We start from the raw sequence: 17,775 nt of genomic DNA, 5'->3' as shown, positions 1-17,775 counted from the left end.
GCGGATTGCAGTTGAAGGACAAGGCCCCGGGCGGACAACCATCGCCGGGCACGGACTATGGCGGATCCAATCGGACGCCTTGATTCCTGTGGATCGGGCATGGGCCGGTCCGCTGACTGTCCTGGTTCCGTCAGAAAAAATTCTGACCGTTGTCATCGACCTTCCATTTGCCTCCCGCCGACAGCGGATTCAGGCCGCGCCCTACGCCCTGGAGGGGGTGATCGCCGAGCCGCTGGACCAGGTCCACGTCGCCCTGGGCACAGAGGTTTCACCGCGTCGCCACCTCTGCGCCGTCGTCCGCCACAGCCTGATGCGCGACTGGGTGACGCTGCTGACCCGGGCCGGACTGGAGCGCTGCATCCTGCTGCCCGACGCCCTGGCCCTCCCCGAGCCGCCTCCGGGATCCTGGCGGGTGGCGATCGAACGCCAACGCGCCGTGGTGCGCACCGATGACGGCGGTGGCTTTGCGGTCGAGGTCGCCGCCCTGCCGGCTGCCTGGGAGGCGGGCGGCCGCCCCACCTTGATCGCCGAGGGCGATCCCCTGCCGGAGGTTATGCGCGAGGGCGTGCGGGAAGTGTCTCTGGAGATGGAAGGCGGGTCGCGTCCTTCGATCGTCGCGCCGCCCGTCGATCTCAGGCAGGGGCTGTATGCGGCCCAGCGAACCGAGGCCGGTTCGCCATGGAAGATCGTCGGCCAAGTCGCGGTGCTGGGCGTCGTGGCGCATCTGGGACTGGTCGCCCTGGACACCTTGGCGCTTCTCGGCATGGCCGATCGCCGGGAGGCCGAGACACGCCGCCTGATCGCCGAGCGCCAGCCCGGGCTTGAAGCTTCGCCCGATCTGGTGGCGGCGGTGGATCAGATCGCGCCTGCGGCGGTCGGCGGCGACGGGCCTTTCGCGCGACTGTTCGGCCGCACGTCTCGCGCCCTGACGGGACAGCCGCTGGCCTATCGCGCTATAAGTTACGGCGCGACCGGCTCGCTGACCCTGGCGATCACCGCCGTCGATGTTGCGGCGGTGGACGGGGCGGTTGCCGCCCTGGCCCGCGCGGCCATACCCGCGCGGTCGGCCTTGGATCCGGTCGCGGTCGGAACCCTGGCGCCCAATGGGGTCAACGCCGTGATCACCCTCCAGCCCGCCGGGACCGCTCGATGATTGTCGCCGCCGTCCGCTCCCGCGCCGCGCCTGTCGTGGAGCGCGCCAACGACTGGTTGGCCGGCCGATCCGAGCGTGAACGCCTCCTGCTCATTGTTCTGGCGGTGCTGGGGATCGTCGCTGTCGGTTGGTATGGAATCGTCCAGCCCCTACTGATCGTGCGACAGGATGCCGTCGAGCGCATCGAACTGTACGAAGGCCTTCAGGCTAGACTGCGCGCCGCGCCGGCGGGGGCGGCTGCGGCGCCCGGAGCCGCGCCCATCTCCGGTCCGCTTGACGAGGCCGTGCGGCAGGCGGCCGCCGCCCAGGCCCTGACCGCCGAGGTCACGGGCGACGCCGACCGGGTCACCGTCACCATAACCGGCGCCCGCTTCGACAGCGCCGTGCCGTTCATCCGCGCGCTGGAAAGCGGCGGCGCGATGGTCGATGATCTGCGCATGGAGACGGCGGGCCAGCCGGGCCTGATCAACCTGACCCTGACGGCCACCCGCCCATGACCGCCCAATTTGCTGAAAACCAACCGATCGACGACCAGCCGACCGCAGAGCCGACCCGGCTCAGCTATGGCTATGCGCGCCGCAACGGCGTGATGATCCAGGCGGGTTCGGACGGCCCGGTCTGCCTGCATCGCCAAACCGCCCCCCTCGGGGCCCTGCTGGAGGTGCGCCGCCTGCACGATGGCGCGATCGCCTTCGAGGCGGTCGACGACGCGGCGTTCGACAACCTGCTGCGCGAGCAAACCGGTGACGCCGCCGACGCCGCCGCCGACATCGCCGTGGACGGAAACGACCTGGCCGCCCTTGCCGAAGACGCCGCCGCCATCGACGACCTGCTGGACAGCCGCGACGACGCGCCGGTGGTCCGCCTGATCAACGCCATCCTGCTGCAGGCCGTTCGCGAAGGCGTGTCGGACGTGCACATCGAGACCGAGGAACGCCGCCTGGTCGTGCGCTTCCGCATCGACGGCGTACTGCGCGAAGTGTTGTCGCCACCGCGTTCCCTGGCCCCGCTGCTGGTCAGCCGCATCAAGGTCATGGCCCGCCTCGACATCGCCGAGAAGCGCAGCCCCCACGACGGCCGCGTGACCCTGCGCATCGGCGGCATGGACGTGGACGTACGCGTCTCCACCATCCCGACCCAGCACGGCGAACGGGTGGTGCTGCGCCTGCTGGACCGCAGCACCTCAGGCCTCGATCTCGGCCACCTTGGCATGGAGGCCGACGACCTGGCGGCCCTGCGCCGGATGATCCATCGGCCCCACGGGATCGTGCTGGTCACCGGCCCGACCGGCTCGGGCAAGACCACCACCCTCTACGCCGCCCTGACCGAGCTGAACGACCGCAAGCGCAACATCATGACGGTCGAGGATCCGGTCGAATACGCCCTGGACGGCGTCGGCCAGATGCAGGTCAATTCGCGCATCGACCTGACCTTTGCGCGTGGTCTGCGCGCCATCCTGCGTCAGGACCCGGACGTGATCATGGTCGGCGAAATCCGCGATCACGAGACCGCCGAGGTCGCGGTTCGTTCGTCGATGACCGGCCACCTGGTGTTGTCGACCCTGCACACCAACTCCGCCGTCGGCAGCGTGACCCGCCTGGTCGATATGGGGGTCGAGCGCTACCTGCTGGCCCCGATGCTGACCGGCCTGATCGCCCAGCGGCTGGTGCGCCGGCTCTGCGCTGAGTGTCGGCAGGAGGACACTGCCACCGCCGCCGACGCCGAACTGACCTCGGGCGCTGTTCCGGTGGGCTCGCGTGTGTTCCGGCCGGTGGGTTGCCCCGCCTGCCGCACCGACGGCTACCGTGGACGAACCGGCCTCTACGAGGTGATCGAGATCAATGCCGCCTTCCAGGCCATGGTCCACGACGGCGCGTCCGAGGCCGATCTGGTTCGCCATGTCCGCGCGTCCAGCCGCTCCATCCTCGAAGACGGCGCGGCCAAGGTCGCGAGCGGTCACACGTCCGTGGCCGAGGTCGTCCGCGTCGTGCGCGAGGACGGCTGACCATGGCGACCTGGCGCTATCAGGCCGTGGACGCCTCGGGCCGCGCTTCCACCGGAGTGATCGAGGCGACGAACGAGGTCGCGGCGCGCGGCATGGTCCGCGACCTGGGCCTGCTGCCGATGCAGGTGCGGGCGCAGGCGCGGCCGGGCGGCAAGCCCGCCGGCTTCTCCCTGCCGGGCTTCGAGCCCCGCGTCTCGGCGCGAAGCCTGGCCGCCGCCACGCGCCAGCTATCGACCATGATCGGCAGCGACATCCGCATCGAGGAGGCCGTCCGCATCGTCGGCCAGGAGCACGAGAGCCAACCCATCGGCCCGGTGCTGATGGACGTCGCCTCTGTCATCGTTGAGGGCCAGAGTTTCGCGACCGCACTGGAGCGCCATCCGAAGGTCTTCCCGCAATACTACCGCGCCTCGATCGCCGCCGGCGAACAGTCCGGCAAGCTGTCCGAGGTGCTGGCCCACCTGACCGACTTTGTCGCCGCGCGCGAGCGGGCCGGGCGCAAGATCCAGCTGGCGCTGCTGTACCCTGCCCTGCTGGCCGGGGTGTCGATGCTGATGATCACCCTGCTGCTGGTCTATGTGGTGCCGGACATCGTCAAGGTGTTCGTCTCACGCGGGGCGGCCCTGCCGCTGCTGACACGCGCCCTGATCGGCCTGAGCGGCTTCGTGCAGCGCTTCGGCCTTCCCATCGTGGTCATCCTCGCCGCCGCCGGTCTGATCTGGAATCGCTGGCTGGCCAACCCCGTCAACGCTCGCAAGTTCGCGCGCTTTCGCCTGGTGACGCCGCCGCTGGCCGGCTTCACGCGCCAGCTCAACGCCGCCCGCTTCGCCGGCAGCCTCGCCACCCTCGTGCGTAGCGACGTGCCGCTGGTGGACGCCTTGCGCGCCGCCGCCGCCGTGACGCCCAACGCCTACGTCCGCGAACGCGCGCTGATCGCGGCTCAGCGGGTGCGCGAAGGCGCCTCGCTGCGCCGCGCCCTGTCCGAGGCCGAAGTCTTCCCGCGCATGCTGCTGGCCGTCGTGGCGTCGGGCGAGCAGAGCGGTCGGCTGGGGCCCGGGCTGGAGCGCGCCGCCAAGGACCTGGAGCAGGATCTGGAGCAACTGGTCACCGCCATGGTGGCGCTGGTCGAGCCGGCGGTGCTGCTGATCATGGGCGGGGTGGTGCTGCTGATGGTGCTGGCCATCCTCATGCCCATCGTCAATCTGAACAACCTGGCCGGGCTGTGAATCTTCAGCGGATTTCGAGCGTCGTCGCGGTCAGGCCCGGCAGCACCGCCGCCCCGGCGGGCGTGATGGTCAGACTAACCACCTTGTCGCGGCCCAGCCGCGCGCGCGCCAGTTCGCCGTTGTCAGGCCCTTTTAAAGTCAGGCTGGTCCCCTCGACGTCCGAGGTCAGGTCGCCGCTCATCGCCGGCGGGGTTGTCACCAGGCCCGCGCCGGCACAGGTCGCCGGTCCCGTGCCCAGTCGCCCCCCTCCGGTCCTGCCGCCGCCGATGGCCAGGTCGGTCGCGGTCAGCGTCATCTCGCCGTCGCAGGCGAACGGCAGGCCGGGCGCGAGGGCGCTGATCAGCCGCAGCGAGCCTGCACCCGCTGCCTGCCTGAGGACCAGCGCGTTCGACCGCCACAGGGCGTCGCCCGTGATGGCTGTGTCCGGCCCCCGAACGGTGACCGCTCCGGCCGGCGCCAGCGATCCGATCGAGCGTAGCGGATGCACGACCCAGCCCAGGGCGAACCCAGGCTCCAGCGCCGTCTCGCCTTTCCAGACCGTGCCGACGGCTTCGCGTGTCTTGCCCACTGCGGCCTCGGCCGGAAGGTACAGCAGCAGACCCAGCAGATATGCGCCGACCGCCGAGGCGATCAGAATCACGCGCCAGGGCGCGACGCGCACATACAGGCGCTCGAACTGAAATGCGCCGTCGCCATGCAGTCGGTCGCCGTCCCGGGTCCGCCAAACGCCAAACATGGTCCCTCCGCGCGCCGCTGCCCGTGGCGCCTGTGATCGCCGGTCCAACGCCCGACCGCAAGCTCCGATCCGCCCGCCCCCCATCAAGGCGGAATGGCTTCACCCTTGTGGAAGTCATCGTGGCGATGGGCCTGTTCGCCCTCATCGCCCTGGCCGGGTTCAGTCTTCTGCAGACGATTCTGGACACCCAGGAGCGCACGGAGGGTCGTCTGCGCCGCCTGTCCGAAGTGCAGCGCGCCCTGTTCGTCGTCGCGTCGGACCTTGATCAGGTCAGCGGTCGCATAGAGGGCGAGGGCGAAACCATCACCTTCCAGAAGACCGACACCACTGGCAGACCCTTCGTGGTACGCTACGGCCGTTCGGGCGACGAACTGACCCGCACGGTATCCGGCCCCATGGGCGAACGGGTGCAACCGCTGTTGAAGGGCGTCAGCGCCGTCCGGTGGTCGTTTCGCCTGACCGGTCTGGGCTGGACGCCGGCGACGATGCCCGCGCTTCCCGTTGTTGTCGCCTCGCCCGACCTGGCCCTGCCGCCTCCGCCGGCCGTTCGCGCGGTTGCGCTTGACCTGACCGTGGTCGGCCCCGACGGGCGGTCGGCGACGGTGCGGCGCGTGATCGCCACGCCGGAAATCGCGCCATGACCGGGCGCCGACGTCGCCGCGCGGACCGTCGCGGCATGATCCTGCTCAACGTTCTGATCGTGGTCGCCATCGCCGCCGCCGCCGTCACGGTGATGATCGTCGCTCAGGACATCGAGGTGCGCCGCTCGATCCGCCTGCACGACGCCGCCCAGGCCCAGGCCTATGCCCGCGCCGGCGAACTGTCGGCCGCCGTCGCCCTGCGCCGAGACGCCCTGACGACGCCGATGATCGACACGGTGTCCGAGCCGTGGGCGCAGATTGGCCAGCAGACCATCGCCATCCCGGGTGGTTCCTTCGCCCTTTCGATCGCCGACGAACAGGCGCGCTTCAACGTGAACGCCGTGGCCAAGGGGGATGCGATCTCGTCCTTCGCCCTTGTGAACATCGGCGAGGCGGCAGGGGTCTCGCGCCAGACGATCAACTTCATCGCCGCAGCTGTTTTGGCCCTGGGACCGCTGCGCGACGACGGCCCGTTGCGAACCTCGGGCATTGACCCGGCCGAGCTGGACCGACTGGCGCCCTATATCGTCTTCCTGCCGGAAGACGCGACGTTGAACATCAACACGGCCGACCCGGCTCTGGTCGGAACCATCCTGCGAGATCCGGCCATCGTCCGGCGGGTGCTTGACCGGCGCAGACAGGGAGGTTTGTCGCCCGAGGATGTTGCGGCCCTCGGCGCGACGGGCCTGATCGGCGCGGGGTCCAGCCATTTCCGCGTCGAAACCACGGTGCGTGTCGGCGATGTCGTGCGCCGGACGTCCAGCCGGATCGAGCGGATTGCGACGCCGCTGGGCCCCCGTGTCGCCGTCACTGCCCGCCGCCGCCTGCCTGCCGGTTGAGATTAATTTCCTCAGCGAGCATCAAAAGCCCGCACCGACGACTTTCAACCCCGATCCGTCAAGGGAGGAAGTCATATGTCTGAACCACAAGCGTCTAATCTGGATATCATGCTGGAGGCGTTCGACAAGCGCGAGCAACGTCGCCAGGAACGCCGCCGTCTCTTCAAACTGGGTGGCGGCTTTGCGGTCGGCGCAGCCGCCGGGGCCGTGCTCGGCGCGTGCAGCAGCTCCGCTGGCGACGCCATCGCCCAGAGCCCGCCGCCGTCGCCGGACTCCGACGCCAATGTACTGAACTTCGCCCTGAACCTGGAATATCTCGAAGCCCAGTTCTACTACTACGCTTCCTTCGGCATGGGCCTGCCGGCCGCCGATCTGACCGGAACGGGTACGCAAGGCGGCGTGACCGCGACCGGAGCCGGCGCGGTTCCCTTCACCGATCCGGTCGTCCGCAACTACGCGCGCGAGATCGCCAACGACGAGATCGCCCACGTCCGCTTCCTCCGCACGGCGCTCGGCAACGCCAAGGTCGCCCAGCCGGCGATCGATATCAGCGTGGGTCCGAACAGCGCATTCTCGAACGCCGCCCGCGCCGCCGGCCTGATTGGCCCCGGGGCCACGTTCAACCCCTACGCTGACGACAACAGCTTCTTGCTGGGCGCCTATATCTTCGAGGACGTCGGCGTCACCGCCTACAAGGGCGCCGCCCCCTTGATCAACAACAAGGTCTTCCTCGAGGCCGCCGCCGGCATTCTGGCGGCCGAGGCCTACCATGCCGGCCTTATCCGCACGGTCCTCTATGCCAAGGGCGTCGCAACGCCCAGTTTGCGGACCTCGGCGGATCGGATTTCCGACGCTCGCGACAGCCTGGACGGTCCTACAGACCTGGATCAGGGCATCAGCGGTACGCCGACCGAATCCAACATATTCCCTTCGGACGCCAACGGCCTCGCCTACAGCCGCACCACCGGCCAGGTGCTGAACATCGTCTATCTGACGGCGGCGGTTGCGACCGGCGGCGGCTTCTTCCCCAACGGTGTCAACGGCACGATCAACAGAAGCGGCGCCTGATCCCACGCGGGTCTGACGACGAAGGCCCCGAACAATGTTCGGGGCCTTTTTCGTGTCGGCGCCAAGCCGGAACGAGAAAGGCCGCCCCGCTTCCGGGACGGCCTCATCATGCATTGCCTGTGGCCTAGAAGCGGTAGGCCATTCCGATCCGGAAACTGTGCGTATTGAACTCGTCACTGCTGCGCATGGTGTCAGTACCGGTCGTGTTGGGGGGCAGGATAAACGGGTTCGTAGCCGGCGCCGCGCCGCGGCCGAACCGCACGACGAAATCATCCTCAACGTCGAGCGAGGTATAGATGTACTCGCCGATGACGCTGAGCCGTGGCGTGAGGCGATACTCCAGGCCGCCGCCGGCTTGCCAACCATCCAGATCCTGCTCGTCGTCAGAGGTGGTCGTAAACTGATTGACCCCGTTGCTTGAGAAGAAGCGGTTGTCGATCTTGCCGCGGGCGACGCCGCCTGTTCCGTAGATCAGGGCCGGACCAACAGCGTAGCCCAGGCGCAGCCTGAGGGCGGCCACGCTCTGAAGATGGCGCTTGAAGGTGTAGGAAGCCGGCGTCGTGGTGAAGCCGGTGACGCTGTCCTCGGCATTCGAACCCGCGAACTCGCCAACAGCGCCGACGACAATGGCGCCCCATTGATAGTCATAGCCAAGCCGTATGGCCGCTTCGACGCCTTCCTTGTCGTCATCGCACCCGCCGCCGGCGGAGGTGCCGTTGGGCGATCCACCACAGAAGCCGGGTGAGAAGGCGTTGGCGCCTGGAACTGTCGTCACAGTCTCCCCGAACGTGCCGTCGAGATTGCGGTCGAACAGGAGCACCTCGTCCTCGTCGTCATCGGTGCTCAGCACGCCCCCGACTATGCCGAACGAGAACCCGGTCCAGTCCGGATTGGACTGCGCCGCGGCGCTCCCGGCGCCAGTCGACGTCAGAACGATCGCGGCACCAGCCGCCAGAACATGTTTCATGGTTCCCTCCTGCCGAACGGATCGCGGCTGGAGTTGAAACACCGCAAATGTCTGAATGATGCCGAGCCGTGCGCCATACACGTCCGGTTACCTCGCCTGCATCGCGCTTAACGCGAGGACGGCGGACAGTCGGGCAGGCGCATCACCAACGTATCGGCTACTACCGTAGCGCTTGGCGTTCTTGCTATTTGCGCCCAGAACTCGATCCGGGGACAATCTGAAATCTCGCAGCATTCATTGCGCGCGGGAAAACTCGGGGAAGCGGGGCGCAGGTGGGCGACCAAACAACGAACTTTGACGAGCCCCCCCCCGTGGGGGGGAAAGGTCCGTGCGCGCCGTGAGCAGGTCCGACACCGTGATTGTCGGCATCGGAGCCTCCGCCGGAGGACTGGAAGCCTTCAAGGCCTTCTTCCGGGCCATGCCTGCGGACTCCGGCATGGCGTTCGTGCTGGTCCAGCACCTCGATCCCGCCCATCCCAGCGCGCTGGTGGACATCGTTCGCGACTGCACGGCGATGGAGGTGTCGAGCGCCGAAGATGGCGCTGTCATCAGGCCGAACCGCGTATTCGTCATGCCGCCGGACGCCACGTTGAGGGTGGAAGCGGGAGTCCTGCGACTGACCCGGCCGGCGGCCACGGTGGCGCGGCGCGTCGCGATCAACACCTTCCTCACCTCCCTGGCCGAGGACCAGGGCGACAACGCCGTCGGCATTATCCTGTCCGGCTTTGGCAGCGACGGATCGCTGGGCGTGGAGGCGATCAAGGAATATGGCGGCCTGACCCTGTCACAGGCCGAGTACGATCACGCGCCCAAACTGGGGATGCCGCAGAGCGCCGTCTCCACGGGTTCGGTGGATCATGTGCTGCCGGTGGCGGATATGCCGGCCTGCCTGCTGGATCACCTGCGCTTTCGCGACAAGGTCGAAGGCGTGACCGGGCCTGACGGCGTCCGGCAGGACGTGGCCGATCATCTGGGCGCGATCTCCGCCATCCTGAATAGCCGGCTGGGCCGTGATTTCAGCCAGTACAAGACCAACACCATCATGCGCCGCGTCCAGCGCCGTATGCAGGTGCTGAGGCTCGACACGGTTCAGGCCTATATTGAGGCTCTGCGAGAGCGGTCGGACGAACCTGAGCTTCTGTTTCGCGAAGTGCTCATTCGGGTGACGCGCTTCTTCCGCGATCCGGCTGCGTTTGAAGTCCTGGCCGAGAAATATATTGCGCCGCTACTGGCCAGGGGCGGGGCGGAGGACATCATCCGCGTCTGGGTTCCGGGCTGCGCCACCGGGGAGGAAGCCTATTCGTTGGCGATCCTGTTCAAGGAAGCCCAGGCGCTGGCCGACCGCCCGCGCAGAATTCAGATTTTCGCCACCGACATCGACGATCAGGCCATCGTGATCGCCAGGGCGGGGCTCTATCCCGACACCATCGCCGCTGACGTTTCACCGCAGCGGCTCGAGCGATATTTCCAGCGGGACGGCGAGCACTATCGAGTGTCGAAAGACCTGCGCGAAATGTGCCTGTTCTCGATCCACGACATGGTCAAGGATCCGCCATTCTCTAAGCTCGATCTGATATCGTGTCGCAACCTGATGATCTATTTCGCGGCCCCGCTGCAGAAGCGCGTCGTCCAGATGTTTCACTATGGGCTCAAGCCGGACGGCGTGGTCCTGATGGGCGCGTCGGAAGCGTTGACGGCGCATGGTCGGCTGTTCGAGTCCATCGACAAGAAGCACCGGCTGTCCCGGCGGCTCGGCGGGGTCGCACCGTCCATCCCCATGCCTCCGGTGCGGCTCGCCCGGACCATCGACCCGGCTCAGGTAGCGCCCCCGGGCGCGGCTGATCCGGAGATCAAGCCCGGCCTGTCGCGGGTGCTGGAGCAGTTCACGCCCGCCTATGTCGTCATCGACCAGCATCAGGACGTGCGGCAATTCTTCGGGTCGATCGCCAAATACCTTGAACCCGCCACCGGACCGGCCAGTTTCAACCTGTCAAAACTTGTGCATGCCGATCTGCGCCTTCCGTTGCGGACGGCGCTCAAAAAGGCCCGCTCCAGCCAGACGCGGGTCGTCGAGCCGGGGATTGAGTTCCACGTCGCGGACCGCACAGAAACCGTCAATCTGGTGGTGGAGGCGCTACCTGGGCAAGAAGGGGATGCAGGCCTGGTGCTCGTGGCGTTCCAGGCCGTCGCGAACCGGCCGACGCAAGCCAGGACCGGCGGCCCGGAGGCCCCGGACAACGAGTGGAATATAACACGCGAGCAACTTCAGACGGTTACTGAAGAACTGGAAACCGCGAACGAAGAACTGCAATCCTCCAACGAGGAATACCAGTCAGTCAACGAAGAGCTGCAATCCGCCAACGAGGAACTGGAGACTTCGAAAGAGGAATTGCAGTCGATCAACGAGGAGCTACAGACGGTCAACGCCGAACTGGCGACCCGCAACGAAAACCTCACCGATCTCAACAGCGACATGGCCAACCTGATCGATTCAACGTCGATCGCGACCCTGTTTCTGGACGGCGATTTGCGCATCAAGCGGTTCACCCCGACGATTCTCGACCTGTTCAATGTGCGCAAGGGCGATGAAGGGCGACCCATCACCGACATCGTCTCCCACCTGGCCCGAAACGGCCTGGAGCAGGATGTGCGCCAGGTCATCCGCACCCTGGTTCCGGTCGAGCGCGAGGTCGAGGTGATCGCGAGTGACCATTCGTATCAAATGACGGTGCGGCCCTACCGCGATGTTAACAATGTCATCAACGGCGTGGTGGTTACGTTCGTTGATATTTCCGAACGCAAGCGGGCGGAAATTAACCGCGCCGTTCTCGCCGCGATCATCGACTCGTCCGACGATGCGATCATCAGCGGCGATCTGGACGGGCGCATCACCAGCTGGAATCCCGGAGCCGAGCGGCTGTTTGGATATTCCGCCAAGGACGCCTTGGGCCAACCGCTCACAATCCTCATTCCGCCCGATCGGCGAAGTGAAGAGGTCACGATTCTGGAGCGTGTCAGGCGCGGGGAACGCGTGGATAATTTCGAAACCGTTCGCCAACGCAAGGACGGAAGCCTGGTCGAGATCTCATTGACCGTGTCGCCGATCAAGAGTGCCGATGGCACGATCGTCGGCGCCTCAAAGGTCGCTCATGACATTTCCGAAAACAGGCGCGCCAGCGCCGCCCTTGGCGCCAGCGAGGAGCGATACCGGACGCTGTTCGAGGCGATCGATCAGGGCTTCTGCATCATCGAGAAGGTCGAGACCGAGGCGAGCGAGCCAAGCGACTATCGCTATCTCGTGACCAATCCCGCGTTCTCGGGCCACTCCGGCGTGAGCAGTGTCGTGGGAAGGACCATCCGCGAAGTGGTGCCGGGAGAATCGGAGGCGTGGTTCGATCTTTATGACTCGGTTGTTGAGACCGGCGATCCGATCAGGACCGACCGCCGCCTTGAGACGCAAGGCCGCGATCTGACGATCTATGCTTTCAGGATCGATGACGGAACCCAGCGCCGCCTGGGTGTTCTGTTCGCCGACGTCACCAAGAGCAAGCAAGCCGAACGCCAGTCAGCCCTGCTGTTGGGCGAACTGGATCACAGGGTCAAAAACATCCTTGCGGTGGTGTCGTCGGTGGTGGCCCAGACCGCCAAGACCGCGGGAACACCGCAAGAGCTCGCGTTCAGCATCGAAGGCCGCATCCAGGCCATCGCCAAGGCCCACAGCCTGCTGACCCAGGGCGGGCGAATGGGTGTCACCCTTGCCGAGATCGTCCAGACCGAGCTGGCGCCCTACCAGGGAACCGCCGGCCGGGTGACCGTCTCCGGCGAGGATGTCACCTTGACGCCCAGGGCTGGAATGGCCTTGAGCATGGCTATCCACGAACTGACGACCAACGCAGCCAAATACGGCGCCCTTTCGCTCGAGGACGGGCGCATGGACATTCGTTGGGGGGCGGTTGACGACGGACAGGCTCCGGCCCTGCGGATCGAGTGGGCCGAAAGCGGCGGCCCGCCGGTCGAGCCGCCGACCAGACGCGGTTTCGGCACGACGCTTATCGAGCGCGCCCTGAGTTACGAGTTCGACGCCAGGGTGCAACGAGAATTTCTCACTTCCGGCCTGATTTGTGTGATTGAGATACCGTTGACTGAAGAAGTCGGCCGATTGGGTGTCCGCGACGTCGAGGAGAATGCCTCATGACGACCCAGAATGCCCCCCGGAGCCAGCGCGTGCTGGTTGTCGAGGACGAAATGCTGATCGCCATGATCATCGAAGACGCCCTGACCTATCTCGACTGCGAGATTGTCGGCCCCGCCGGCACACTGGACGCCGCCATGAAGCTGGCGCGCGATGAGCCGCTGGACGCGGCGTTGCTGGACGTGACGATCCGGGGCGGCGATGTTTTTCCGGTCGCCGAACTTCTTGTGAAGAGGGGCATCCCGTTCGCCTTTTCGAGCGGTTACGGAGACTGGGCGCTGCCAGAAGCTTTCAAGGGCCAGCGCCGCCTGACCAAGCCCTTCACCAACTTCGACCTGGAAGACATGATCCGTTCACTGTGTGATCGCCCGTCGCGCCATTCCTTGATCGAACAGGGCGTCGGCCCCGTGCGGCTCTAATCTGCGGCCATCGCCAGGATCGGTCGGGGATCGGTCTCGGGTCTGATCCAGTCCTGCTCGATCAGATCGCGGAGCTCATAGGCCCGGTCCAGCGCTTGCCGCTCGGCGGCGCGCCACGAGCGCTCCTCGTCGCCCGCCCCTGTCGTCGCAGCCCGAACTGCCATCTGGCGGCAAAATTCGGAGCGTTCATGCACGATGCGTTCTCCCGCGCGCATCACCCGCTCCATCTGGTCGAACTGCGCCTCGGCCAGGACTTCGGCCGTGTAGACGTGCTGGATGTGACAGCGATACTCGATCAGCGTGCCCACCTCCTGTCGGCGCAACGCGCCGCCGCAGTCGGGGCAGGTGACCGCGACGGGCGGATCGAATTCTTGTCCGTCTTTCATGGCTCGACCTTCTTCAAGAGCCTGTGAGGGGATGACGACCGCCTTGCCGCCCTGGCTTTCGGCGACCAGCCGGTTGAGCAGCGCCGCGATCTCAGCGAGCGGCGGACAGTAGTCCGGCGCGCCATGCGTCACGGCGCTTCTCGGCATGTCGGGCCAGGCCGCGTCATCGGGGTCCTGGACGACAGTGACGCCACCGTGGCACCTGATTTCGTATAGACCTGCCGTCCCGTCATTCAAGCGGCCCGTCAGGATCACCCCGATCGCGGACCGGCCATAATGCTCGGCGGCGCTTCGGAACAATGGATTGATCGCCGGTCTCGCCCAGTTTTCCCGAGGCCCCCGCGTGAGACGCAGCCCGGGACCGGCGACAATCATGTGTCGGTCGGGCGGTGCGATGTAGATCTGCCCGACCTGCATCCGTTCGTTGTCGTCTGCGTGTTTTGCAGGCAGCGGACCGGCGGCGCTGAGCAAGGCCGGAAGTTCACTCCGGTGCGCGCCGATATGGAGCACGATCAGGACTGGAGCCGCCAAATCCCGCCGCAGGCCCGCAACCATGGACCGCAACGCATCGACCCCGCCGGCGGAGGCTCCGATTACGAGGAGCGAAGACCAGCCCATTCACCACCTCAAATTCTTCCCCGGCCCGCACTGTCAGAGAACGGGACGCCCGGGGGGCCGTCGGCCGAAAGGTTCGGACGGGGGTCCGTCGCGGAGGCGGCATGGTGGAACGCCTCGCCGCTGAAAAAGCACCAACCCCTGCAGGGCGCTATCCGGAACAAGGCTGGGCGGGTTGAGCCAACTCCGCGCGCCAGAATTTGCGCGCGGACAAGCCTACGTTGCCTGGATGCCAGATGCGGGCCGGGTTGTCTGGCGGAGACGCAGGGATTCGAACCCTGGGTACCCCTTACAGGGTACGACGATTTAGCAAACCGTTGCCTTCAGCCACTCGGCCACGTCTCCGGCAGGCGGCGTGATTAGCCGAGCAAACGGACGGGCGCAACGGTCAACACGCGCGGCGCCCGCGAATGGCCCCGCGTTAACGGGACAGTGAGGGCGGGTGTGCATGGTGGGCGCGAACTCCCCGCCGAGCCCCATGACCGAAACCGCCCGCCGCCATTCGTTCGACGTCGCCCTTTCCCGGACGGGCGTCATGGACGCCTCCGGCCTGCAGGCCCTGGCCGCGGCGGCCGTATCCGCGTCGGCGGACGCCGCCGCCCAGGGTGCGGCGCGGCGCGGCCCTTTTCGCCCTGAAGTCTGGCTGAACGCGCGTCAGCGGCACGCCTCGCGGCTGGCGGCTCACTATTTCCGCGCCTTCGACACCCTGGCCGTGGTCGCAGTCAGCCTGCTGTGCGCATGGGCGGCGGCGCCGGGCGCCCTGATCCATACCGAGGTGTCGCGGGTCATGCCCTTCGTCCTCGGCGCGGTGGCCGTGCTGGGGCTGATGCGGTCGCTGGGGCGATACCGGTTCGCGCGCGGCCAGAAGACAGCGCGGCATCTGGCCTCGGTCGCCCTCGTGGTGCTGGCGGGCGCGGTCGTGACGCTGGTCTCCGGCTGGGCCCTGCGCGGGACTGAGGCGCAGGCGCCGGCCTATCTGATCTGGGCCGGACTGGTGCTGATCACGCTAAACGCCCTGCACATCGGCTGGAGCGACATGGTCGGGCGGTGGCGCGCCTCGGGCGCCCTGACGCCCAATATCGTGCTGGTCGGGGCGACAAGGCATGCCGAGTCCCTGATCCGCGAGGCGCTGAAGCGGCGCGACCTCAATGTGCTGGGCATTTTCGACGACCGGCTGGCGCGCAGCCCGCGGGCCATCGAGGGCGTACCGGTCCTGGGCACGGCCGCGGACCTGCTGACCCACAAGATGACGCCCTATGTCGACCGCATCGTCCTGGCCATCGACCCCCGGGCCGAGGCGCGGGTGCGCGAGCTCAACGCCACCCTGCGGACGCTGCCGCATGAGGTCACGCTGCTGGTCGAACCGAATGACGAAGCCGAGACACGAACGGCTCTGGACCGGCTGGCGGCCGCGCCACTCGCCGATGTGCAGGGTCCGGTCGATGACGACCGGCGGGCCTTCAACAAGCGACTGCAGGACATGGTCCTGGGTCTGATCGCCCTGGTCCTGCTGGCCATCCCCATGGCGATCGTGGCTCTGGCCATCCGGCTGGACAGTCCGGGGCCGATCTTCTTCCGCCAGCGCCGCCATGGCTTCAACCACGAGGAAATCGTGGTGTGGAAATTCCGCTCGATGAAGCAGGAAGCCGCCGACGCCACGGCCAGCCGGCAGGTGACCCACGACGACGACCGCGTCACCCGCATCGGCCGCTTCATCCGCAAGACCAGCCTCGACGAACTGCCGCAACTGCTCAACGTCATCGCCGGCGAGATGTCGCTGGTCGGCCCCCGGCCGCACGCCATCGGCATGAAGACCGGCCACGTCGAGAGCGCCCGTCTGGTCGCTGACTACGCCCACCGCCACCGCATCAAGCCCGGCATGACCGGCTGGGCCGCCGTCAATGGCTCACGCGGACCGCTGCACACCGCCCAGGACGTGCGCCGCCGGGTGCAACTCGACATCGACTATGTCGAGCGTCAGTCGCTGTGGATGGATCTGTGGATCATGGCCGTCACCGTGCCGGTGCTGCTGGGTGACCGTTCGGCGGTCCGATGAACGGGGGGCGCTGATGTTCTGGCGCGGCGTCTGGGGCTATCTGCCGGCGAATATCGTGCAGGGCGTGGTCGGCTTCCTGGCCATCGTCCTGTTCACCCGCCTGCTCAGCCCCGAGGATTTCGGTCGCTACGCCCTTGCCTTTTCAGTGATGACACTCGCCCATGTGGCGGTGTTCAGCTGGCTGGAGGCGGCGATGGCGCGCTTCTGGGCCGCCCAGACCCCCGGCGCGGCCCCAGGCCATTTCGCCAGCCTGTACCGCACCGCCTTTGTGCTCAGCGCCGGGTTCATCATCGTGGCCGGGCTGGGGGTCTGGCTCCTGCCCGCTGACCCCCTGTTCAAACTGGCGCTGGCGGCCGGTCTGGCCGGCGCCCCGGCGCGCTGCCTGGTCAAACTGGGCCAGGAGCGTTTCCGCGCGGAAGGCGAAGTGGGCAAATCCGCCCGGCTGGACATGGCCGTGACCGTGGGCGGTCTGGTGATCGGCGTCAGCTTCGCGCTCTCGGGCGCCGGCGGCGCGGCGCCCCTGCTGGGCCTCGGACTGGCCCCTCTGGCCGCCCTGCCCTTCGTCCTGCCTGGCGAGCTGAAACAGGCGCGGGGCGGCGCATTCGAGGCCGGCCGCGTGCGCGACTACGCCCAGTACGGCTATCCGATCGCCGCCTCGCTGGCCCTGACGGTTGTGCTGTCCTCGACCGACCGCTTTGTTCTGGATGCGTATCTGGGTGAGGCGGCCGTGGGCGCCTATCACGCCAGCTATTCCATCGCCAACCGGACGCTGGACGTCCTGTTCCTGTGGCTCGGCACGGCCGGACAGCCGGCGCTGGTCATGGCGCTGGAGCGCGGCGGGATGGACCGGCTCAAGGTCGCCGCGCGCGAACAGCTGTCGACCTTCCTGCTGATCGGTCTGCCCGCGGCGGCGGGTGTGGCGCTCGTCTCGCAGCCGCTTGCCGAGGTTCTGATCGGCGAGGAGCTGCGGACGGCGGCGGCCAGCGTGACGCCGTGGATCGCCCTGTCGGCCCTGCTGTTCGGCCTCACCGCCTATTATTTCGGCCAAGCCTTCACCCTCGGCAAGAAGACCCGTCGGCTGTTGATCGCCATGGCCGTTCCAGCGGGCCTGAATGTTATCCTGAACCTGATCCTGGTGCCGCGTTTCGGCCTGATGGGCGCCGCCTGGGCCACGGCGGCCAGCTTCGGCATGGGCATGGTCGTGACCATGTTGATCGGCCGTCGCGTCGTGGCCTTGCCGATCCCCTGGGAGAGTCTGGCGCGTTGCGCCGTGGCGACGGGGATCATGGCGATGGTGGTCTCAAGGCTGCCCGCCATCGGCGGCTTCGGCGAACTGGTGCTCGACGCGAGCGTGGGCGCGATCGTCTATGCGACCGCGGCCCTGACCCTGAATGCCGCGGGCGTGCGCGACCTGGCACTTCGCCTTCTCGCGCAGCACGGAATGCGGGGAGCGACGGCATGAGTGCGCGGGC

At 67.3% G+C, this 17,775-nt stretch carries 14 protein-coding genes and 1 tRNA gene; 11 read left to right on the top strand and 4 right to left on the bottom strand.

Going from position 1 to position 17,775, the window contains the following annotated elements:
* Positions 1 to 88: 88 nt before the first annotated feature.
* Genes gspL through Q8K49_RS10500 form a run of 4 tightly spaced genes read left to right on the top strand, consistent with a single transcriptional unit; the run spans position 89 to position 4,384 of the window.
* The gene (gene gspL, locus Q8K49_RS10515) at positions 89 to 1,153 is read left to right on the top strand and encodes a type II secretion system protein GspL (protein ID WP_305306043.1); all 1,065 of its coding nucleotides are present in this window, start codon (positions 89 to 91) and stop codon (positions 1,151 to 1,153) included.
* Positions 1,150 to 1,650, top strand: coding sequence for a type II secretion system protein GspM (gspM, locus tag Q8K49_RS10510; protein ID WP_305305891.1), 501 nt, complete (start codon positions 1,150 to 1,152; stop codon positions 1,648 to 1,650). Before gspL ends, gspM begins: the two co-directional genes overlap by 4 nt.
* Positions 1,647 to 3,158 carry a type II secretion system ATPase GspE gene (gspE, locus tag Q8K49_RS10505; RefSeq protein ID WP_305305889.1) on the top strand — a complete coding sequence of 504 codons (1,512 nt, stop codon included), beginning with the start codon at positions 1,647 to 1,649 and terminating at the stop codon, positions 3,156 to 3,158. Before gspM ends, gspE begins: the two co-directional genes overlap by 4 nt.
* A gap of 2 nt (positions 3,159 to 3,160) precedes the next feature.
* Positions 3,161 to 4,384: a type II secretion system F family protein gene (locus Q8K49_RS10500; protein ID WP_305305887.1), complete on the top strand. Its 1,224-nt coding sequence runs from the start codon at positions 3,161 to 3,163 to the stop codon at positions 4,382 to 4,384.
* 4 nt (positions 4,385 to 4,388) lie between these two features.
* Here Q8K49_RS10500 and Q8K49_RS10495 read toward each other — a convergent pair whose 3' ends face one another.
* Positions 4,389 to 5,120 carry a hypothetical protein gene (locus Q8K49_RS10495; protein ID WP_305305885.1) on the bottom strand — a complete coding sequence of 244 codons (732 nt, stop codon included), beginning with the start codon at positions 5,118 to 5,120 and terminating at the stop codon, positions 4,389 to 4,391.
* Here Q8K49_RS10495 and Q8K49_RS10490 point away from each other — a divergent pair.
* The 3 genes from Q8K49_RS10490 (at position 5,066) to Q8K49_RS10480 (ending at position 7,668) form a co-directional block, all read left to right on the top strand.
* On the top strand, positions 5,066 to 5,761 hold the full coding sequence (locus Q8K49_RS10490; protein WP_370867769.1) for a prepilin-type N-terminal cleavage/methylation domain-containing protein: 696 nt from the start codon (positions 5,066 to 5,068) through the stop codon (positions 5,759 to 5,761). The genes Q8K49_RS10495 and Q8K49_RS10490 overlap by 55 nt on opposite strands.
* Positions 5,758 to 6,600 carry a general secretion pathway protein GspK gene (locus Q8K49_RS10485; RefSeq protein ID WP_305305882.1) on the top strand — a complete coding sequence of 281 codons (843 nt, stop codon included), beginning with the start codon at positions 5,758 to 5,760 and terminating at the stop codon, positions 6,598 to 6,600. The genes Q8K49_RS10490 and Q8K49_RS10485 overlap by 4 nt, the downstream gene beginning before the upstream one ends.
* Positions 6,601 to 6,675: 75 nt before the next feature.
* Positions 6,676 to 7,668, top strand: coding sequence for a ferritin-like domain-containing protein (locus Q8K49_RS10480; protein ID WP_305305881.1), 993 nt, complete (start codon positions 6,676 to 6,678; stop codon positions 7,666 to 7,668).
* A gap of 124 nt (positions 7,669 to 7,792) precedes the next feature.
* Here the strand turns inward: Q8K49_RS10480 and Q8K49_RS10475 are convergent, their stop codons facing one another.
* The gene (locus Q8K49_RS10475) at positions 7,793 to 8,635 is read right to left on the bottom strand and encodes an outer membrane protein (protein ID WP_305305879.1); all 843 of its coding nucleotides are present in this window, start codon (positions 8,633 to 8,635) and stop codon (positions 7,793 to 7,795) included.
* 337 nt (positions 8,636 to 8,972) lie between these two features.
* Here Q8K49_RS10475 and Q8K49_RS10470 point away from each other — a divergent pair, with 337 nt between their 5' ends.
* Complete coding sequence (locus Q8K49_RS10470; RefSeq protein ID WP_305305877.1) at positions 8,973 to 12,830, top strand: CheR family methyltransferase; 3,858 nt, start codon at positions 8,973 to 8,975, stop codon at positions 12,828 to 12,830.
* Entirely contained in the window at positions 12,827 to 13,246 is a 420-nt protein-coding gene (locus Q8K49_RS10465) for a response regulator (RefSeq protein ID WP_305305876.1), read from the top strand. The genes Q8K49_RS10470 and Q8K49_RS10465 overlap by 4 nt, the downstream gene beginning before the upstream one ends.
* Here Q8K49_RS10465 and Q8K49_RS10460 read toward each other — a convergent pair.
* Positions 13,243 to 14,250, bottom strand: a complete 1,008-nt coding sequence (locus Q8K49_RS10460; protein ID WP_305305874.1) for a chemotaxis protein CheB — start codon at positions 14,248 to 14,250, stop codon at positions 13,243 to 13,245. The two genes, Q8K49_RS10465 and Q8K49_RS10460, sit on opposite strands and share 4 nt — an antisense overlap.
* A 250-nt stretch (positions 14,251 to 14,500) precedes the next feature.
* Positions 14,501 to 14,592 (bottom strand) — tRNA-Ser (locus tag Q8K49_RS10455).
* Between the two features lie 133 nt (positions 14,593 to 14,725).
* Here Q8K49_RS10455 and Q8K49_RS10450 point away from each other — a divergent pair.
* Both Q8K49_RS10450 and Q8K49_RS10445 read left to right on the top strand, forming a co-directional pair.
* Positions 14,726 to 16,303, top strand: a complete 1,578-nt coding sequence (locus tag Q8K49_RS10450; RefSeq protein WP_305305872.1) for an exopolysaccharide biosynthesis polyprenyl glycosylphosphotransferase — start codon at positions 14,726 to 14,728, stop codon at positions 16,301 to 16,303.
* Positions 16,304 to 16,316: 13 nt separating this feature from the next.
* Positions 16,317 to 17,765 (top strand): lipopolysaccharide biosynthesis protein, encoded by a 1,449-nt coding sequence (locus tag Q8K49_RS10445; RefSeq protein ID WP_305305871.1) that lies wholly within the window; start codon positions 16,317 to 16,319, stop codon positions 17,763 to 17,765.
* The last annotated feature ends 10 nt before the right edge of the window (positions 17,766 to 17,775 follow it).

The organism is Brevundimonas sp., from assembly GCF_030682035.1.
GTDB lineage: Bacteria > Pseudomonadota > Alphaproteobacteria > Caulobacterales > Caulobacteraceae > Brevundimonas.
Note: the sequence above shows the minus strand (reverse complement) of the source record. Positions and strands in the feature narration are given on the sequence as shown.

Coding starts and splice junctions, on each gene's coding strand:
- gspM (WP_305305891.1), top strand. CDS start 1,150: ATGATTGTCGCCGCCGTCCGCTCCCGCGCCGCGCCTGTCGTGGAGCGC.
- gspE (WP_305305889.1), top strand. CDS start 1,647: ATGACCGCCCAATTTGCTGAAAACCAACCGATCGACGACCAGCCGACC.
- Q8K49_RS10500 (WP_305305887.1), top strand. CDS start 3,161: ATGGCGACCTGGCGCTATCAGGCCGTGGACGCCTCGGGCCGCGCTTCC.
- Q8K49_RS10490 (WP_370867769.1), top strand. CDS start 5,066: ATGCGCCGTCGCCATGCAGTCGGTCGCCGTCCCGGGTCCGCCAAACGC.
- Q8K49_RS10495 (WP_305305885.1), bottom strand. CDS start 5,120: ATGTTTGGCGTTTGGCGGACCCGGGACGGCGACCGACTGCATGGCGAC.
- Q8K49_RS10485 (WP_305305882.1), top strand. CDS start 5,758: ATGACCGGGCGCCGACGTCGCCGCGCGGACCGTCGCGGCATGATCCTG.
- Q8K49_RS10480 (WP_305305881.1), top strand. CDS start 6,676: ATGTCTGAACCACAAGCGTCTAATCTGGATATCATGCTGGAGGCGTTC.
- Q8K49_RS10475 (WP_305305879.1), bottom strand. CDS start 8,635: ATGAAACATGTTCTGGCGGCTGGTGCCGCGATCGTTCTGACGTCGACT.
- Q8K49_RS10465 (WP_305305876.1), top strand. CDS start 12,827: ATGACGACCCAGAATGCCCCCCGGAGCCAGCGCGTGCTGGTTGTCGAG.
- Q8K49_RS10460 (WP_305305874.1), bottom strand. CDS start 14,250: ATGGGCTGGTCTTCGCTCCTCGTAATCGGAGCCTCCGCCGGCGGGGTC.
- Q8K49_RS10450 (WP_305305872.1), top strand. CDS start 14,726: ATGACCGAAACCGCCCGCCGCCATTCGTTCGACGTCGCCCTTTCCCGG.
- Q8K49_RS10445 (WP_305305871.1), top strand. CDS start 16,317: ATGTTCTGGCGCGGCGTCTGGGGCTATCTGCCGGCGAATATCGTGCAG.